Origin of the sequence: Acidicapsa ligni (assembly GCF_025685655.1) — a bacterium.
Taxonomy (GTDB): Bacteria; Acidobacteriota; Terriglobia; order Terriglobales; family Acidobacteriaceae; genus Acidicapsa; species Acidicapsa ligni.
Genome location: NZ_JAGSYG010000002.1, coordinates 190906 through 209213 on the forward strand (window position 1 = coordinate 190906; position 18308 = coordinate 209213).

General features: G+C 55.3%; 13 protein-coding genes. 2 read left to right on the forward strand and 11 right to left on the reverse strand.

The window, feature by feature from the left end; all coding sequences use genetic code 11:
* Window positions 1–20: 20 nt before the first annotated feature.
* The 5 genes from OHL19_RS07260 to htpG all read right to left on the reverse strand — a co-directional run bounded on the left by OHL19_RS07260 (window position 21) and on the right by htpG (window position 6027).
* Window positions 21–707, reverse strand: a complete 687-nt coding sequence (locus OHL19_RS07260; protein ID WP_263356979.1) for a riboflavin synthase — start codon at window positions 705–707, stop codon at window positions 21–23.
* Between the two features lie 33 nt (window positions 708–740).
* Complete coding sequence (gene ribD / locus OHL19_RS07265; RefSeq protein WP_263356980.1) at window positions 741–1889, reverse strand: bifunctional diaminohydroxyphosphoribosylaminopyrimidine deaminase/5-amino-6-(5-phosphoribosylamino)uracil reductase RibD; 1149 nt, start codon at window positions 1887–1889, stop codon at window positions 741–743.
* Between the two features lie 65 nt (window positions 1890–1954).
* Window positions 1955–2998: a signal recognition particle-docking protein FtsY gene (gene ftsY / locus OHL19_RS07270; RefSeq protein ID WP_263356981.1), complete on the reverse strand. Its 1044-nt coding sequence runs from the start codon at window positions 2996–2998 to the stop codon at window positions 1955–1957.
* A 107-nt stretch (window positions 2999–3105) separates the two neighbouring features.
* Entirely contained in the window at window positions 3106–3969 is an 864-nt protein-coding gene (locus OHL19_RS07275; RefSeq protein ID WP_263356982.1) for a DUF1003 domain-containing protein, read from the reverse strand.
* Between the two features lie 174 nt (window positions 3970–4143).
* Window positions 4144–6027 (reverse strand): molecular chaperone HtpG, encoded by a 1884-nt coding sequence (gene htpG, locus OHL19_RS07280; protein WP_263356983.1) that lies wholly within the window; start codon window positions 6025–6027, stop codon window positions 4144–4146.
* 229 nt (window positions 6028–6256) lie between these two features.
* Here htpG and OHL19_RS07285 point away from each other — a divergent pair, with 229 nt between their 5' ends.
* The gene (locus tag OHL19_RS07285; protein WP_263356984.1) at window positions 6257–8743 is read left to right on the forward strand and encodes an ABC transporter permease; all 2487 of its coding nucleotides are present in this window, start codon (window positions 6257–6259) and stop codon (window positions 8741–8743) included.
* 12 nt (window positions 8744–8755) lie between these two features.
* On the opposite strand, the gene OHL19_RS07290 is transcribed toward OHL19_RS07285, so the two are convergent.
* From OHL19_RS07290 to OHL19_RS07310, 5 genes are all read right to left on the reverse strand, one after another.
* On the reverse strand, window positions 8756–9769 hold the full coding sequence (locus tag OHL19_RS07290; protein ID WP_263356985.1) for an NAD(P)H-dependent glycerol-3-phosphate dehydrogenase: 1014 nt from the start codon (window positions 9767–9769) through the stop codon (window positions 8756–8758).
* On the reverse strand, window positions 9766–10443 hold the full coding sequence (plsY, locus tag OHL19_RS07295) for a glycerol-3-phosphate 1-O-acyltransferase PlsY (RefSeq protein WP_263356986.1): 678 nt from the start codon (window positions 10441–10443) through the stop codon (window positions 9766–9768). The genes OHL19_RS07290 and plsY overlap by 4 nt, the downstream gene beginning before the upstream one ends.
* Window positions 10444–10483: 40 nt before the next feature.
* Entirely contained in the window at window positions 10484–12778 is a 2295-nt protein-coding gene (locus OHL19_RS07300) for a GH92 family glycosyl hydrolase (RefSeq protein WP_263356987.1), read from the reverse strand.
* A 17-nt stretch (window positions 12779–12795) separates the two neighbouring features.
* Window positions 12796–13200 (reverse strand): DUF3224 domain-containing protein, encoded by a 405-nt coding sequence (locus OHL19_RS07305; RefSeq protein WP_263356988.1) that lies wholly within the window; start codon window positions 13198–13200, stop codon window positions 12796–12798.
* Between the two features lie 145 nt (window positions 13201–13345).
* The gene (locus OHL19_RS07310) at window positions 13346–14257 is read right to left on the reverse strand and encodes a creatininase family protein (RefSeq protein WP_263356989.1); all 912 of its coding nucleotides are present in this window, start codon (window positions 14255–14257) and stop codon (window positions 13346–13348) included.
* Between the two features lie 133 nt (window positions 14258–14390).
* On the opposite strand from OHL19_RS07310, the gene OHL19_RS07315 reads away from it, so the two are divergent.
* Window positions 14391–16205 (forward strand): DUF885 domain-containing protein, encoded by a 1815-nt coding sequence (locus OHL19_RS07315; RefSeq protein WP_263356990.1) that lies wholly within the window; start codon window positions 14391–14393, stop codon window positions 16203–16205.
* Between the two features lie 73 nt (window positions 16206–16278).
* Here the strand turns inward: OHL19_RS07315 and OHL19_RS07320 are convergent, their stop codons facing one another.
* Window positions 16279–18270: an ATP-binding protein gene (locus tag OHL19_RS07320; RefSeq protein WP_263356991.1), complete on the reverse strand. Its 1992-nt coding sequence runs from the start codon at window positions 18268–18270 to the stop codon at window positions 16279–16281.
* Between the last annotated feature and the right edge of the window lie 38 nt (window positions 18271–18308).

Sequence of the window (18308 nt, forward strand, 5' to 3'; positions counted from 1 at the left end):
GCCAGGCTGGGTTTTGTCCATCAATACCCGTTGGCAACAAGCCACGGTTCCGTAATGTCAAACTCCGGCTTTTCGGCGGTTTTAGCCCGCATTTCCGCGAATTTCAGCAGCACATCGGCCTCAACGTTGATCGTTGCGCCTACAGCGAGGGAATGTAGATTTGTTCGCCAGTAAGTCAGAGGCAGAATCGCCAGGCTGATCGTCTCGCCGCCCGCAGGAATCGTCGAACGAGCGATGGTCAGGCTGATGCCCTCGATCGTTACGGAGCCCTTCTCAACCATGAATGCGCGCACGTTCTCCGGGACTCGCACCGTGAGCCACCAGTCCGTCGCCTCCAGGTTGAACTGTGGAGACGACCTGGGCACAACCGGTTCCAGGGAGACCAGCGATCCAGTCCCGTCCACGTGGCCCTGCACGATGTGGCCGCCGAGCGGACTGCCCGCTGCTGTCGGCAGTTCCAGGTTCACCAGGGAACCGGGGGCGAGTGAGCTGAGAGATGTTTTTTCCAGGGTCTCAGCGGCGAGATCGGCGTAGAAGAACTCGGGGTTGATTTCCAGCGCGGTGAGGCAAACGCCTGAAACCGCCAGCGAATCGCCCTCTCGCAACTGCCCGGCAATACCCGGTGCTGCCACCGTAATTCGCTGTACTCCGTCGAGATTGATAAGGCTAACTATTGTTCCGGTTTGTTCAATAATCCCTGTAAACATGTATTTAGTGTAAGTGAAACGAGCGGAAATAGATTACCGCGTGCCTGACATCCACGGATCGCGCAGGAGTGCGGAGATACTGTAGTCGTTGCCATGACGTTCCATTTCCACAGGGTCGAGCAGGATTGGCAGCGGCAGGCCGCGAAAAGCCGGAACTGCATCGGAGCCGAGAATTTGCGGCGAACAGAAGATTTTCAGGCGATCCACGAGTCCAGCGGCGAGCAGCGCGGTATTGAGCCGGGTGCCGGTTTCCGTCAGCAACGTCAGAATGTTTTCTTCGCCCAGTTTCGACAGCACTTTCCCCAGCGGAACTCTTCCCGGAGCGAGAGTGCTGGCCTCGGGCTTGAGAATCTCCACACGCACGCCGCGCTCTACAAGTGCCTGAATTCGGGCTGCATCTGAGCTCACCGTAAAGACCAGAACGTCCTCATGCGCCGTTGTCACCAACTGCGAATCGAGCGGAATGCGCAGTGCTGAATCCAGTACGACGCGAAGCAGCGGCCGGCGACGACGATTGCCGCTGCGGTCGGTCATCAACGGGTTATCGGCGATAACCGTATCCACGCCGGTTAGAACGGCATCGGCTATCCAGCGCAAAGGCTGTACGGCCGCCCTCGATGCATCGCAGGTGATCCAGAAAGGCTCACGTTTTACATGGATTCCGGGCGGCGGGGCGATGCGGCCGTCCAGCGTCATGGCGACTTTCATCAATACCAGGGGACGCTTGGTGGCGGAAGGCTGAATCCAGCGTGCAAAGCCCTCGTTCAGTCGTTGCGCCTCCGCCTGGCACACGCCTACCTCGACAGCAACTCCAGCGTTTATAAGGGTTTGCAGGCCCTGCCCAGCTACCAGGGGATTCGGATCTTTGGTGGCTGCGACGACCCTTGTTACTCCCGCAACCAAGAGTGCCTGGGAGCAGGGGCCGGTACGCCCGGAGTGGTTGCACGGCTCAAGGGTGACATAAGCCGTACCGCTGCGGGCTCTGTCGCCAGCTATTTTAAGTGCTGCTATTTCAGCGTGATCGCGCAGATCGTACTCGTGCCAGCCTTCGCCCGCGAGTTCGCCGTTCCTGTCTAAAATTACGCAACCCACAACCGGGTTGGGTGAGCAGAGACCTATGCCCCGCTGCGCCAGTTCCAGGGCTCGTTTCATCCATTTTTCGTCTATTGTAGCCAGGCTCACGATAGGTATCCTTTTACAAAATCGTCGGACTTCTTTATTAAAGGTCTAATGTCACAAAGAAACCGTTAGGAATTTAATAAGGAATCGACGAAAACTGCTGGATCGAATTCAAGAAGATCGTTAATTTGCTCGCCGACACCTACGAACCGCACCGGCAGGTTGAGTTCGCGGGCGATGGCGACGGCGATTCCACCTTTTGCAGTACCGTCAAGTTTGGTGAGAACGATGCCGGTAACTCCGGCAGCCTGGGTGAAGAGACGCGCCTGCTGCAGGCCATTCTGCCCGGTAGTCGCGTCCATCACCAGGAGAACTTCATGCGGTGCCTCAGGAATGAGGCGGGCAGCGGTGCGGCGCATCTTTTCAAGCTCGTCCATGAGACCGCCCTTGGTATGGAGGCGTCCCGCAGTGTCGACTACCAGGATGTCGATGCTGCGCGCTTTAGCGGCCGAGATGGAATCGTAAAGTACGGCTGCCGGGTCGCCCCCCTGCTTGGTGCGGATCATTTCGACGCCGGAGCGATGCGACCAGACTTCGAGCTGCTCGATGGCGGCGGCGCGAAAAGTATCCGCTGCGCAGAGGAGAACGGATTTACCTCGGGCACGATACCAGGAGGCGAGCTTGCCGGTGGTCGTGGTTTTGCCCGTGCCGTTCACGCCGACCATGAAAATGACTTTGGGCGGAGCGTTCGGTTCGACAACAGGCTTTCGCGGGGCTTCGAGGATAGCGCGGATCTGTTCTTTGAGAAGCTGGCGTAGTTCTTCACCGCCGTTGATATCCTGGCGGCGGGCTCGATCGCGTAGCTGATCCAGGATGGCAGTGGTGGTCGGCAGGCCCAGGTCGCTGGTGAGCAGGGCGGCTTCGAGGTCTTCGAGCGTGCTTTCGTCTACCGTGCGCGTAAGGGCCAGTACGCCTTCAAGGCGCGAGGAGAGCGACTCGCGGGTGCGGGTCACGGCCTGCTTCATCCGGCTGAAGAAGCTGGAGCCTGCGGGTTCTTCAACTACGGGGTCAGGCGTTTCCTCGACTGATCCCGGAACGGGCTTTGTCTCTTCAACTGTCTGAAGAATCGAAATCGGCTCGTCTTTTTTGCCGCCAAAAAACTTTGAGAACATGGGTGTCTACCAGCTTCGAGTCTACCAGCCGAGCAGTCGATGTCAGCGCATCCGGTCCAGGCATCCGGTCCAGAAATCCAAGACAGACTTTCCCGTCGCTGCCCGCTTTAGGTTTGAAGATAGGTGCCAGCTTTGCCCGCACTGTCTTTATCGCGGAGCAGGTCTTCTACATCGCCGATCTTGTCCGTGAGGAGATTGAGCTTTTGCGAGAGCATTTGAATTTCAGATTCGGCGCGGCGGTTTACATCGAAGTCCAACTCGCTGCGAAGGCGGTCCTTAGTGTCCTGGCGGTTCTGGCTCATCATGATCACCGGGGCCTGAATCGAAGCAAGCATGGATAGGAAGAGGTTGAGCAAAATAAAGGGATAAGGATCCCACGCCCGGCCTTTGAGTATCAGGTTCATTCCCGCGTAAGCCACGAGGACGATGCCGAACCAGATGATAAATGTCCAGGAGCCGCCGAAGCGGGCTACGGTGTCGGCGATGCGTTCGCCAAAGGTGGCTTCTTCTTCGATGAGTTCGTTGGCATTGCGGTTGGCGCGAAGCTGGACGAGGCGCTGCGATGCGTGGAGCTGGCGTCCCAGTACGGTGAGCATGTCGAGGCCGGCCATCGGTTTGCTTTGCAGAAGCGTGGTGATGTCGTTCCGGTCAAGTTCGAGGCATACGGTTTCTGTCAGGGCCATGGCACCGGCCTGGTGCGATGTCTCGTCGAGCATGGAAGCAAAACCGAAGAGGCCGCCATGTGTGGGCTCGTCGATTACGACCTCCTGCTTGTCTTCATCGACGGTGGTGACGCGAACGCTGCCGGACATCACGATGTAAGCATGCCTGGATGGATCGCCAATCTTGAAGATGCGCTGCCGTGCAGCAAAGTTCACGAAATCGACCTGCGTGGCCAGGACGGCCAGTTCTTCATCGTCAAGCAGTTCGAACAACGGGACGTGTTTCAACTCTTCTGGATTGCAGGGCATGGTTGTTTTTCTCCGAAAGGTAGCGTGGATATCGCTTGTCTGAACGACAAGAGCAGACAGATCATGACTGGTTTTGATGGAGCGCAAGAGTGGAACGAAAGAGTGAGTGAGATAGTGATGGTCAGGATCGCGGCGGCTGCAATCAGCCGCCGCGATTGAGTTTTCGACGGATAGTTAAATGGACAGGTTGAGGATGCGGTTCAGGCGTTGGACGAAGTTAGCCGGGTCCTGAAGAGCAACACCTTCCATCAGGAGAGCTTGATCGAAGAGTAGCCATGCTGCGTCTTCTGCAGTGGCATCCTCAGGACGAGCGAGAAGTTTCTTGACGATCTCGTGATCAGGATTGATCTCAAGTGTCGGCTTGGGTGCGGGGAAGTCGGTCTGTCCCATGGCGCGGAGCATCTGCTGCATCTGGATGGAGGGTTCTTCTTCATCGGAAACAATGCAGGAGGGGCTGTCCGCGAGGCGTTCGGAGACGCGCACATCTTTCACGCGATCGCCGAGCGTAGCCTTGAGTTTTTCGAGCAGAGGCTTGAGATTTTCAGCCTGCGCTTCCTTGTCTGTTTTGTCGGCTTCGGCGTCGTCTTTGAAGTCTTCGCTGGTTCCGGCTTTATTGACAGCTTTGATGTCGATCTCGCTGTACTTGTCGATGCCGGAAAAGACGATTTCGTCGATGTCGTCATCGAGTATGAGGACTTCGAGATCCTTCTTCTTGTAGATCTCCAGCAGCGGCGAAGTGCGGAGCAGCGATTCGGCGCCGCCGGTGATGTAGTAGATGCTCTTCTGGCCCTCTTTCATGCGCGATTTAACGTCGGCGAGGCTGGTGCGGCCTTCTACTTTGGTGGACTTGAAGCGGACCAGTTCGAGCAGTGTTTCGCGATTGGCGTAGTCGCCGTACAGGCCCTCTTTGAGAGGACGATTGTATTCGGCGGTGAACTTCGCGAACTCGTCTGGATGATTCGTGGCGATGCTCTTCAGTTCGGAGAGAATCTTCTTCACGCTGGCAGTGCGGATGCTGGTGAGTACGCGATTCTGCTGGAGTATTTCGCGGCTTACGTTAAGCGGGAGATCTTCGCTGTCGATGATGCCGCGCACGAAGCGCAGATACTGCGGCAGGAGTTCCTTGGCGTCGTCCATGATGAAGACACGCTTGACATAGAGTTTCACGCCGACCTTGTATTCAGCCTGGTAGAGGTCGAGTGGAGCCTTGGCCGGGATGTAGAAAAGCGTGGTGTAGTCGAGGCTGCCTTCGGCCTTGGTGTGGAACCAGAAGAGCGGATCCTGCGAGTCGCCGGTGATGGACTTGTAGAGTTCTTTGTAGTCCTCAGGTTCAAGTTCATTTTTAGAGCGACGCCAGAGTGCGCTGGCTGCATTGACCTGCTCGGTCGTGCGCGTCTTGATGGACTTCTTTTCTTCTTCGTTCCACTCGCTCTTGTCGTAGGTCAGAAAGATGGGGAAGGCAATGTGGTTGGAGTACTTCTTGACGATCTCCTGCAAACGCCAGCTGTTGGCATATTGCTTGCCCTCTTCATTGAGATGAAGAAGGATGGTGGTGCCTGCAACCAAGCGTTCGGCTGGCTCGATTTCAAAGCCGGTTTTGCCGTCGCTGGTCCAGCGCCAGGCCAGCTCTTCGCCAGCTTTGCGAGAGACAACTTCGATCTTGTCGGCGACCATGAACGCGCTGTAGAAGCCGACGCCAAACTGGCCGATGAGGTTCGAATCTTTCTTGGCGTCACCGGAGAGCTGCGAGAGAAAATTCTTAGTTCCCGAGCGAGCGATGGTGCCGAGGTGCGAGACAAGTTCTTCTTCGTTCATGCCAATGCCGGTATCGGCGATGACGAGAGTCTTGGCTTCTTCGTCGAGATCGAGATCGATGCGCGGATCGAAGGGGACGGTCTTGTAGACGTCGTCCGTCAGGGTAAGATGGCGGAGCTTGTCGAGCGCATCGGAAGAGTTGGAGATGAGTTCGCGCAGAAAGATTTCTGGATGCGAGTAAAGAGAATGGATGATGAGCTGTAGGAGCTGATTGACTTCAGTCTGAAATTCACGCTTGGACATAGATTGTTATCACCGTTACACATAACTATAAAACGTGAGAGCGAGTGCGCGAATCTGCTGCGTGGCGCATTTGTCCGTGATTGGACAGGGGTGTCCGACGGTGGACGATTTCTGGAGTAATAGATTGAGCTTTTAACCGATAATTGTCCAGAATAGAGCGGATTTCTGCTATTTGATTTTGGAACCGGAAGTGCTATTAGTTCTGGATACCGATGGATGGAGCGTGGCCATGTCTCTTTTTCGCGATCTGAAAATTGCAATTCGTCACCTGTTGAAGTCTGCCGGCTTTACGACAACCGCTGTGTTGATGCTGGCATTGGGGATAGGTGCAACTACAGCAATATTTTCGGTTGTCGAGGGAGTCTTGTTGCGTCCGTTGCCATTCCCCGATTCGGAGCGGGTTGTGGTTTTGACGGACATCCTGCAGGGTTTGGACGTGGGTGGAAATGGCGAGGCTGGGGTTACTGTTCCCGATATTCGTAATTACACTCGCGACACGCATAGCTTTACCAGCCTGGGGGGATATACCGGAACCGGATATGAGCTTTCGGGCGCGGGTGATCCTGTATCGGTGAATGCTTCCCGGATGACTGGAGGCGTCTTTCCGGCATTGGGAGTTGCGCCGCTCATGGGGCGCTTTTTTACTAAGCAGGAAGACGATCAACACCAGCAGGTAGCACTGCTCAGCTATGCCACATGGCGGAACCGCTTTCATGGGGACGCAGGGATATTAGGAAAGAAGATCCTTCTCGACCGCAAGCCTTTTGTGGTCATTGGTGTGATGCCCCGCAATTTTGAGTTTCCGTTGAATCCCGGACAATTGAATCGCAGTGAATTATGGGTTCCGATGAGCTTTACGGTAGAAGAGCTTTCAACACCCGCTGCGGCTAACTGGAGTTACAGCATGGTTGGGCGCTTGAGATCGGATACAACTGCATCGCAGGCAGTTACCGATGCGGGGCGCGTAGCTGCGGAGACGATGCGCAATTATCCGGCAGAAATGGCGGGCTTTCACATTCGTCCGGTGATCAGGCCGCTGCATGACGAGGTGGTAGAAGATGCTCGTCCACTGCTTCGCACATTGTTTCTGGCGGTCGCTGTTGTTCTGCTGATTGCATGCGCCAATCTTGCCGGACTCCTGCTTGTACGAGCCATTCGCCGACGTAGAGAAGTCGCTGTTCGTCTTGCGCTGGGAGCGAGTGCTGCAACCTTGTTGCGACAGGCGATCATGGAAAGTCTGGTGTTAAGCGTTGCCGGCGGTCTGACTGGGCTGGCGCTGGCAGCCATCGCGCTAAAGGTGGGAGTGCAGTTGCTGCCGGAGACATTGCCGCGCATCGGCGAGATTGGTCTGGATTGGACTGTTGCCTGCTTCGCGTTGGTGTTGGCTGTTGTAACCGGAATCATCTGCGGTTTGGCGCCTGCGTTCGCTGCTATTCGAACCAACGTCAACGACACGTTGAAAGAGGGCGGCCGCACTGGCACTTCAGGAGGACACGGGCGGTTGCGCTCGGCGTTGGTGATTGCGGAGATTGCCGTTGCGCTGGTGCTGCTCACAGCATCGGGCCTGCTGCTGCGCAGCTTTGAAAAGATGCGCCAGGTGGATCTTGGTTTCAGGCCGGATCATACGCTGGTGTCCGGTTACGTACTGCCGCAGAAACAGTATGCGACACAGGCCTCAATAGACCAGTTCAATCACGAATTGATACGTAGATTGCAGGGGCTTCCCGGCGTAAAAAGTGTGGGGATTACAAGCTTTTTGCCTGCTTCAGGAAGCAACTCCAACGGAGCGTTTGTTGCTGAAGGATATATTGCTCCCAAAGACGGAAGCCTTGATCTGGCAACTCCGATACAGGTGCAGGGAGACTATTTTCAGGCGATGGGGATTCCCTTGCTGCGAGGGCGATTTTTGAACTCCGATGACAGGGTGGCTACGCAACTGGTGGTGGTTGTAAACCATAAACTTGCTGCGCAGTCGTGGCCGGGCCAGAGCCCTATCGGCAAGCGCTTTCGACTTGGAACGCAAGCCATGCGGACGCCCTGGGCGATAGTGGTGGGTGAAGTGGCGGATGTAAAGGAGAGCTCACCTGACTTGCCGACAAAACAGCAATACTACATGGCTACGGAACAGGCATTGGGAATGGCGGGATCTCTTGCCTCACCGACTGACCTGAGTGGGGGAGGTGGATCGATTGCTATACGCACGGTCATGGATCCGAAGCAGATAGAAAACGCGCTTCGCGCCACAGTTCACGCACTCGATCCGCAGCTTCCGCTCATACAGACACAGACCATGGAGCAGGCAATTTCCGATGTGGAAGCTCCGCGAAAATTCAATACGGCGCTTATCTCATCGTTTGCTGCGGCCGCATTGCTGCTGGCGATCCTGGGCATTTACAGCGTCATTGCGTTCTCGGTTGCGCAACGTGTGCAGGAGATGGCAATTCGCATCGCGCTTGGATCGCAACGCTCCGGAATCGTGGGTCTGATTTTGTATTCAGGCGCGAAGCTGGCTGTAATTGGCTGTGCTATCGGGCTTGCCGGAGCGGTGGCTGCTTCGCATCTGCTGAAGTCATTGCTGTTTGGGGTGAGCGTGCTCGATCCTATGGTGCTGGTAGTGGCTTCGATTTGCGTACTGCTGCTGACTCTGGCGGCATCGCTTCTGCCCGCTTACCGGGCTGCGACTGTCAATCCGACGCAGGCGTTGCGAGCGGAGTAGCTCGCACAGCGGCTAGTCTTCTTCGTGGCGGCCGGGGCGCATCATCAATTCGCGGACAACAGCTTTGGGCGCTTTGCCGTGGTCGAGGATGAATCCCATCTGCTCAGTGATGGGCATTTCTACGCCAAGCTTGTGAGCCAGTCCGAGTGCGGCTCGCGTTGTTCGTATGCCCTCTGCAACTTTGCCGTCGAGGCCGGCGAGGATTTCCGAAAGGCTGCGCCCCTGGCCTAATTCGAAGCCCACAGTACGGTTACGCGAGAGCGAACCGGTGCAGGTGAGAACTAGATCGCCGACTCCGCTGAGCCCGGCAAGTGTTTCGCGATGGCCTCCGGCGGCGATGGAAAGGCGCGTGATTTCAGCGATGCCTCGTGTAATAAGTCCGGCCGCAGAGTTGGAGCCGAGGCCCAGTCCGGCGAGCACTCCCGCAGCGATGGCGATCACGTTTTTAAGCGCGCCGCCAAGTTCGACACCGATGACATCGTCATTGGTGTAAAGGCGCAGCGTATCGCTGGAAAATTCGCGCTGGATCGTTGCTGCAACAGCGCTTTCAGAGAAGGCGATTGTGACCGCGGTCGGCATTCCTGCCGCGACTTCCTGGGCGAAAGACGGACCGCTCAGAGCGCCAACCGGGATGCTGTTTCCTGCTTCGCCAAGGCAGCTTTGGATCACTTCCGTCATGCGCAGAAAGGTGTGATCTTCAATACCTTTAGTGGCGCTGACGAAGATCTGCCCGGAATGAATATGCGGAGCGAGACGAGTGATTGTGGAGCGCAGAAACTGGGACGGAATCACGCTTACGACGATCTCTGCCCGGGCCAGCGCGGACGCGTCGTCACCCGTGATCTGCAGTGAATCCGGAAACCGAAAGCCGGGAAGGAAATGGTGATTCTCGCGGCTCAGGCGCAGCGCTTCCGCTGTCGCCGTTCGATGGGACCAGAGAGTGACTTGATGGTCTGGTTTTGCAGCGAGGGAAAGAGCAATTGCCGTTCCCCAGGCTCCCGAGCCCAGCACGGTGATACGGCTCATAGGGAGTCTTCTGCTTTCGCTACAGGCTTTTTTGCGCCAGTGCCAAAGCGATACTCCGTGCCCGCAACCAGGCGCTGAATATTTGCAGAGTGCTTGGCGATGATCAGCGCTACCACCGCCAGGATTACAACGAAGGGAAGCGGAGCTCGTACCCACGGCGTGAGAAACCAGGCCAGTGCTGGAAAGGCCGCAGCTCCGATGATCGATGCTAGCGAAACATAGCGTGTAAGCGCGAAGATCATTGCAAAAATAACGATGGAACCAACTGCAGCGAGCGGAGCGATGACGGTGAAGACTCCGAATGCAGTAGCGACTCCCTTGCCGCCGCGCAGGCCGAGCCATACGGGGTACATGTGGCCCAGGATGGCGCAAAGGGCTGCTAGCGCTTCTGCGTTGTGCAGCGGAATAGGCGGGAAGCCTATGGAGGCCATCCGCGCGCCTACAAGGACCGCGAGAGCTCCCTTGAGAACATCGAAAAGAAAGGTGGCCGCGCCCAGGCCCTTTGCGCCGGAGCGGAGGACGTTTGTCGCACCAATGTTGCCGCTGCCAAGGCTGCGGATATCCTGCTTGCGGAAAAAGCGCACGAGCAAGTATCCCGTGGGAATGGACCCCAGCAGATAGGCCGCTGCGACGATCGCAAGCGAATGGAACCAGACTGTGAGTGCAACTGGCATTACTCAAACTTTATCAGGTTACGCTTGCGTACTCCGAATATCAGTTTGCCGCGACCCGTCCTGCTGCAGTGCTGGAGTTGCTTGCAGTTATGGACAAAGGCTTCCAATCGGAAGCCCATTTCGACGGGGACGGCCCCATAACCAGCTTGAGCGTCGGACCAGTCATGATCTGCTCGTAGCGGATTACCGGGATGTCGAGCGGTTTGCCGTTCAAGGTCGCAGATTGGATGTAGACGTTTGTTGGTGAGTTGTTCTCAGCAACTACGTTAAGCCGCTTTCCATTGGCTAAACGCAACGACATTTTGGAGAAGAGCGGACTGCCGATCATGTAGTCGCCAGAGGCCGGGTTGACAGGATAGAAGCCGAGAGCAGTGAAGAGATACCAGGCGGACATCTGGCCGCAGTCATCATCGCCGTCAATGCCGGAGGGCAGGTTGGCGTATTCAGCGTTGGCAATTTCGCGGACTTTGGCCTGCGTCTTCCAGGGCTGGCCGCTGTAGTCGTAGAGATAGCCATAGTGGTGGCTCGGCTCATTGCTGTGGACGTTGTGTCCACCCTTGAAATGTTCATCGAGCAGGGCGTTGTATTTTTCAGCGCCACCCATGAGATCGATGAGTCCGGGGATGTCGTGGAAGACTGCCCACGTGTAGACCCAGTGGTCGCCTTCAGTCCAGCCGTCTTTTTCATCGGCCCACGAGCCATCGGAGTTTTTGGCCTGCATGAAGCCGGTTTGCTTGTTGAAGATGTGTTGATAGTTCAGTGAGCGCTTGAGGAAGAATTCGTAATCGCTGGTCTTGCCGAGAGCCTTGGCAACTTGCGCCACGCACCAGTCGTCGTAGGAGTCTTCAAGAGTGCGAGAGGCAGCTTCGGCGGTCTTGTCGGTCGGGACATAGCCAAGCTGTTTCAGGTAGGTGAGTCCGCCGCGTGCTTCGTAGGGTGTGTTGGGTTCGCGATCGAGCCACTTACGGGTGGTGTCGCCATCCGGCGGAGTCATGGCGTCTTTGTAGACGGCTTGCCAGGCGAGGTTGCGGTCAAAGCCGTGAAAGTTTTTCTGAATGGCTTCGGCGACCATGGAGTCGGCATGTGTGCCGATCATGATGTTGGTGTAGGAGGGGTTGGGCCACTTAGGCATCCATCCGCCTTCCTGATAATTCTGCAGCAGAGCAGTGATCATGCCGTCGATGCGCTCAGGCGCAACGAGCGTGAGCAGGCTGTGTTCAGCGCGGAAAGTGTCCCAGATGGAGTAAGCAGTGTACGACTCGCCCTTGTGAATCTGATCGTCGAATGCGCTGTAATAGCGGCCATACTCAGAGAAGATGCGCGGGTAGAGAAGCGTGTGATAGAGCGCGGTGACTACGGTGCGCTGCTCATCTTCATTCGCGCCTTCAAGGGTGATGCGGCTTAGCTTGTCATTCCATGTCATGTGAAGTTTTTTGCGAACAGCATCGAAATCCCATGCGGGGATTTCTGATTTAAGATTGGCGCGCGCCTGCTCGATGCTGATGAAAGATGTGCCGACGCGTGCCTCGATAACTTCGCCAACTCCGCCTTGTGCCGTATTGAATGTTGCGTATGCGCCAGTTGCTTCGTCGTGATTTGAAGAGTCTGTTCCGTAGGTTGCAGCGTCGTGAAATGGCTTACGAAATTGAACTACGAAATAGCCCTTGAAGTTCGGCAGCTTGAAGGGTCCCAGTCCGTCATCGGTGCGGGCCGGGTTGTAACCGGTGATTTCGTTATGGGCCTTGTCGATGCTGACGAATCCTGCGATACCCGGACGCGACGCTTCGACGAGAACCCTGGAGTCAGAGCCCGCTGGGAAGGTAAAGCGCATGTAGGAGCAGCGTTCGGTCGCGGTCATCTCGGTGCGAATTTTTTGTGAGCTGGCCGCGTCCATCACGACGGAGTAATAGTCGGGGTGCGCGATTTCGTCGCTGTGCGTAAAAGGGAGCTTGCGGTCTTCAGGCGTTGTCCTGAGCTTGCCGGTTTCGGGCATGAGTGTGACGTAGCCGTAGTCGCCCATCCAGATAGCGGGTTGATGCGTGCCCATGAAGCCGGAGATGGTGGTGTCTTCGTATTTGTAAGAGACGCCGCTGAGCTTGTTCTGGCGGGTTTGCGCAGCCCAGTTGATCATGCCAAAGGGCGGCGTGACGAAGGGCATGGTGCCGCCGTAGCCGATCTTGCCGCTGCCGGTACCGATGTAGAGGTTTACTTTATCGACGGGATCGATAGGATCAATGGAGTCAATGCGATCAACGGGATTAGCGGGCGCACGGAACGCATGGAGAACAATTGTAGACGACAGTAACAGCAGGGCCAGAAAGTTCAACGGTCGCAAGGGAAGTCCTCTTTTTCTTACTGCGTTGCGGGAAGCGAATATTCAAGATCGTAGGAATGCTTGCCGTCTGCGATCTGGATCGTCATTTTACCGGAGATGCCTTTGAGTTCCCCGCTGCTTGAGCCCGGGACCACCTGGACTTCGAGGGATAGCGATCCGGCGTCCATGGTGCCGAAGTGCTGCATCGCAAAAGTGCCCGTGTGGCCATTCAACTTGCCCGTTACGACCTCAATGGCCACATAGCCTGCAGAGCCGGAACGAGGATCGCCCGCGCTGAGCATTATGCCCTTGCTGGTGCCCTCGAGGTCGCCATGAAATTGCTTGTCGAGCAGGAACCGGCCAATGGAGGGAGTCTCAGAGTGCGGCTCCGGTGGCTGGGGAATTGTCTTGACATCAAAAGGACCGCGGGCATGTTGTGTCATCTGCTTCTCCTGTGTGGAGGATCATGTTCGACAAAATTTTCTTAAAATTGGAGCATGGAAGCAACAACTCGACAGCGAACGACGGAATTACAGACGACCTACGGTTGGAAGCTGGAAAAGGAGTGCCGCCCGCCACAAACTTCCGTTACTGCGGCGTATCCAGCGGATGCTTGCTCTTTTCATAGAATTCGTTTTGCAGCTTCAGACTCACATCGTCGGCTTTAATGGCGACAATGATTTTGCTGATGGAATCCACCCACCAGTTCATTTGATATTCGCCTAACTCACGAGTAGCAGCGGAGCCGTCACCGGCATAGTGATCGGGGTAGCGCGAATACCACCAGATACCGGTGTAAACGCCCTCCGGCAAAGTCTGCCGATGCTGGTCGGCGCCGGACTCGTTCGCAGCACGATCCTGGTGCAGAAGGTCGGGCCGGACAATCATCATCTTGGACGTTTCACTTTCGCCTGCGTGGGCGTCGACGGTCGTCTTCTTCTTGGGGCCACCGGACCCAGGCACGCGCTCGTCGGAAAAATAGACCACATAATCGTGCGGCTTATCCAACTGCGACTGGGCAAAATAGGGCAGCAAGCTATCGTTGCCGCCGTGGCCGTTCACAATCAGAATTTTCTTGCAGCCATTGCGAGCCATCTCGTCCGTAGTCGCCTGCAGCAATGCCAACTGCAAATCGCGGCTGTAAGCCACCGTACCAGGCTCATGACGCGCTTCGGCGATCTGTCCAAAGTAATATTCGGGGAAGACCACGGCATACTGATTCTCAGCCGCATGCAAAGCCGCGTAACGCACATTGATCAGATCGGTGCCAAGCGGCATATGTGGTCCATGCTTCTCCATAATGCCAAACGGCAACAGGCACACGCCCTGCGCACGATGAATGGCCTGGATAAAATCCGGCCCCGTTAGTTCTTCCCAATGAACCGACAGTTTGGCCTGCGGTGAACCGGTCTGCGCCTGCGCGTGTTGCCCCGCATTCAAGAGCGCACCCAAAAGGAAGAGAACTACAGCACAACAACTCATGCGATTCAGCTTGATCATTCAGCGGTCTCTTTTCTGCGCGAATTCTAGCATGACCGGTGACATAGGATGTCTTACACTCGTCCTAGAGATGGCGCGGATTTAGATTTGCTTCTCTTGTAAAGAGCGCTGATGTTTTCCAAGGATTGCGACTTTGAAATTTCATACATATCGACTTTCGATCTTGCTGTTGCTCGTCGTTTCGCCAATGGCGAATGTTGCGCTTTGTGCGCAGTCACTCAAACTCAGCCCTGTGACGCAGAATCAGGGCCCGCAGTCGCTTGAGGACAGGCGCAAGGATCTGAACCGTCTCTTCGATGATTATTGGCAGGACAATCTTCGTCACTCGCCTGAGTTTGCTTCTTCGCTCGGAGATAAGCGGTATAACGATCAGATTTCGGATTACTCGGTGCGCGCTTATAACGATGGGCTGGCGCGGGAGCAGGGATTTTTACTGCGTCTGGCAGCGATCGATACCACAGGTATGAGTGCACAGGAAGTGACAAGCCACGATCTGTTGCTGCGGCAGTTTACGGAAGATCAGGAGGCTGCCGATTTCAAAGAGTGGGAGATGCCGTTTAACCAGATGGATGGAATTCACACGGTGTATCCCGAACTGGTGCGGCAATTGAGCTTCAAAGAAGTGAAGGATTACGACGATTGGATAGCCCGGCTTCATGCAATTCCAAAGGCGTTTGACCAGGTAACGCAGAACATGGAGATCGGCATCCAGGATCGTCGTGTGCCGCCGAAGTTTCTGTTGCAGCAGGGGCTGGATCAAGTGAAGGAATTGGCGCATCAGAAGCCGGAGGATTCTCCGCTGGCGATGCCGCTGAAGAGTTTCCCCGCATCGATTCCGGCGGCGGAGCAAGCGCGTATCAAGGACGAGATGCTGGATGCGATCAAGAAGGAAGTACTGCCCGCGTATCTGAGATTTCAGCGTTTTCTCGAAGTGACGTATGTGCCCGCGGGACGCGACGAGCCCGGGATTTCAGCGCTGGAGGATGGGGCGAAGTATTATGCGTTTTGCATCCGGCGCAGCACGACGACGAATCTGACCGCGGAGCAGATCCACCAGATTGGGCTGGATGAGGTAAAGCGCGATGAGGCGGAAATGCTGGTCATCGCAAAGAAGCTGGGCTTCGCAGATCTGAAGAGCTTTCAGGCTTCGCTGAAAGGAAATCCCAAGCTGCATCCGGCGTCTGCGGATGCCTTGATGGATATTTTTCGCGGGCACGAGAAGGATATGCAAGCCAAGCTGCCGGAGCTGTTTGGACATTTGCCCAAGTCTCAGCTTGAGGTGGTAAAGATTCCCGACTACCGTGCCAAGTCCGCCGCCGCAGCTTATTACGAAGAGGGTACAGCGGACGGCAGCAGACCGGGACACATCACCGTGAACACGTATAACGCTACCGAGCGCTCACTGGTGGACGTGGAGGCGGTTTCGTATCACGAGGGAATTCCAGGGCATCACATGCAGATTTCGATTGGGCTTGAGATGCAGAATATCCCCGAGTTCCGCAAGCATCTGGGATATACGGCATTTGTCGAAGGATGGGCTTTGTATGCCGAACATCTGGGCAAGGATGCCGGCTTCTACCAGGATCCCTACTCGGATTACGGGCGTCTGGAGGCGGATATCTGGCGTGCGATTCGGCTGGTCGTGGATACGGGCGTACATTCGCAGCACTGGACGCGGGATCAGATGGTGGCGTACTTCCGCGATCACTCCGGGATAGACGAGACAAATATCCAGTCGGAGACAGACCGTTATATCGGCTGGCCTGCTCAGGCGCTGGCATACAAAATGGGGCAGATGAAGATTCTGGAACTGCGCGAGCGGGCGAAGAAAGCACTGGGGCCGAAATACGATATTCGCGCATTTGACGATGAGGTGATCGATTCAGGTGCGCTGCCGCTGGATGTACTCGAAGCCCGAATAAACGATTGGATTGCCACGCAGAAGTAGATGCATGACGTCAAATGACGTTAGACCTTTTCTCGCTTCAAAGGAAGGAGCTGAGGTAGGATGCCTAGTATTTTTATGCTGATGCGAGCCTTTCAGTGAGCCATGTAAGTGCCCGCCTTTGCAAGGCTAAATCTGCAGCGTCAACGTCTTTGGCGTGAGTATCGGGCCTATCGTTCACCAAGTCGCAGCTCTCCTCGAAATGCCGTTTGTCGGCAAATACGCCCGAAAACACTGGCCACTCGCGAACGACAACAGCTTTCAGTTCAAGCCAATATAGTTTTTCGGCCAGGTCGTCTGCAGAGACTGCCTTAAGTGGCTCTCTTCGCTCAGTAGGAAGGGATGCTAGCATTCGTTCTCTAGCCCCCCCCCGCTGTTTCTTGATTATTGAATCAGCCCTTAGAAAATTCAGAATCATTTGCCGCATTCGCTTTTCGAGAAGATTCCTACTCTTGTTTATGAGTGCTAGTTCTTCGGCCCATTCAGTGAGCCCAAGTGGACTTGCATCTTCTGATGGTGTATTCGGTGTGGTGGGTTGAAGTAACTCGGCAGTTATGTTCTCCTGTATACCCTTGAGCGCCTCTCTGACCATAAGCCCAGACGGTTCGATTGGCTCTCGTGATGCCAGGATTCCGTATCTGCGAAGAATAGTGAGGTTGCTAGGAAGGATTTGCGACGGGCTGGCCCCCAGCACGCTAAGAGATGGATCAAGAAGTTCTGGGTAAACCCGAAATAAGTGAGAAAGTGCAACTTGCGCGAGCGTATTGCCCTCCTCTTTCACGAACTCAGAAATAAGAAGTTTTGAAGTTGATAATTGTATAATGACTGGTCTGTTTGCAATCTCGGTCCGACGATGAATGTATGAGCATGCTTTGCGAACCCAAAACGGCATGTCGCTGCACGCTGCAGAAATAGCAGCTGCGGAATCCTCTGTGAATGTCAGCCCCGCTGACCGGGCAATTTTCTTGATCATTGCAATTGATGCACCACGTGGTAGCGGGCTTAAGTACTCCTCGGGAATAAGAGCTAGCGCCGCATTCTCTACCTGTCCAATTGATCCGACAGCAAACCACTTTGCAGACACGCCGCCCACCATTACGGAAACGATTTTTTCCGCTCGTAATGCTTCTTGGTATACGGATCTAAAGTTTCTCCAGAATCGGTTGAAACCATCTTTCCAGTAAGTTGTCGTGGGGCTTCCAGGCGTGATGTAATCGACTTCGTCAATAAACAGGGCTATTGGTTTAGATGCGGATTTGATCATCGCAAGCAGACCTGAGGTGGCATCCGGAAGATCCAAAGAAGCAACTGGTGAATTCACTGTTGAATATTGGTCGAGGCTTTTGATAGCTGCACGTATTGCTTCGCCTACTGATGTCATTAATTGCTCGGCGGTCTGTGCCCATATTTCGTCTCGAGAGCAGTCCATTACTACGCTATAACAGTCGTGGTGAGAACGACACTCATTTATCACTCGATTTATAATTGAGGTCTTTCCTATTTTACGGATGCCCAAGCAGGAACGTATTTGACCCGTCTGGAGCTTGCGCGCCATATCTAAAGCTTCGTTTCTTCGACCGAAAAAGTTGTCATCGTCGCTTACTGGGCCGGTTACATCAAATGGATCATGGCTAAAAAGTTCATAACAAAGATGTCTTTCAAGCTCTTCCGGAGTTGTTGGCATTCGGCCGGAAAATACGGGTAGCACCGCAACGCCAAGACTCCGTCCCCACTTAGGCAGCTTTCCGTTACCGTCGGGATCTTTATGCACGATGATCGCCAAGGTTGACTCTAGGCGCCCATCGCTTTCAGAAATTAGCTCGCGTGAGACCTTGACCGTTCGCTGTTGTTGGTCCTGGAATGTTGAAAACAAGATCAATACTTCGCGATCAATGGAAAGGGCCGTCGCGAGCCGCCGAGATGGGCGCGCAAATAGGTACGCATACAGTCCCTTATCGCGAGTCGTGAATTGCGGTTCCTGTGATGCAAAGGAGACGACGGATTCAAAGGGGTGGCGGAGCTTGTCAACCAATTCCCTAAGTTGATCTGGGGGATCGAGTTTGCGCATGAGTGGATATTACCGCGAATGCATAGACGTTTGGGAGT

Coding starts and splice junctions, on each gene's coding strand:
- OHL19_RS07275 (WP_263356982.1), bottom strand. CDS start 3,969: ATGCCCTGCAATCCAGAAGAGTTGAAACACGTCCCGTTGTTCGAACTG.
- OHL19_RS07310 (WP_263356989.1), bottom strand. CDS start 14,257: ATGATCAAGCTGAATCGCATGAGTTGTTGTGCTGTAGTTCTCTTCCTT.
- OHL19_RS07320 (WP_263356991.1), bottom strand. CDS start 18,270: ATGCGCAAACTCGATCCCCCAGATCAACTTAGGGAATTGGTTGACAAG.
- OHL19_RS07290 (WP_263356985.1), bottom strand. CDS start 9,769: ATGAGCCGTATCACCGTGCTGGGCTCGGGAGCCTGGGGAACGGCAATT.
- OHL19_RS07260 (WP_263356979.1), bottom strand. CDS start 707: ATGTTTACAGGGATTATTGAACAAACCGGAACAATAGTTAGCCTTATC.
- OHL19_RS07305 (WP_263356988.1), bottom strand. CDS start 13,200: ATGACACAACATGCCCGCGGTCCTTTTGATGTCAAGACAATTCCCCAG.
- ftsY (WP_263356981.1), bottom strand. CDS start 2,998: ATGTTCTCAAAGTTTTTTGGCGGCAAAAAAGACGAGCCGATTTCGATT.
- OHL19_RS07285 (WP_263356984.1), top strand. CDS start 6,257: ATGTCTCTTTTTCGCGATCTGAAAATTGCAATTCGTCACCTGTTGAAG.
- plsY (WP_263356986.1), bottom strand. CDS start 10,443: ATGCCAGTTGCACTCACAGTCTGGTTCCATTCGCTTGCGATCGTCGCA.
- htpG (WP_263356983.1), bottom strand. CDS start 6,027: ATGTCCAAGCGTGAATTTCAGACTGAAGTCAATCAGCTCCTACAGCTC.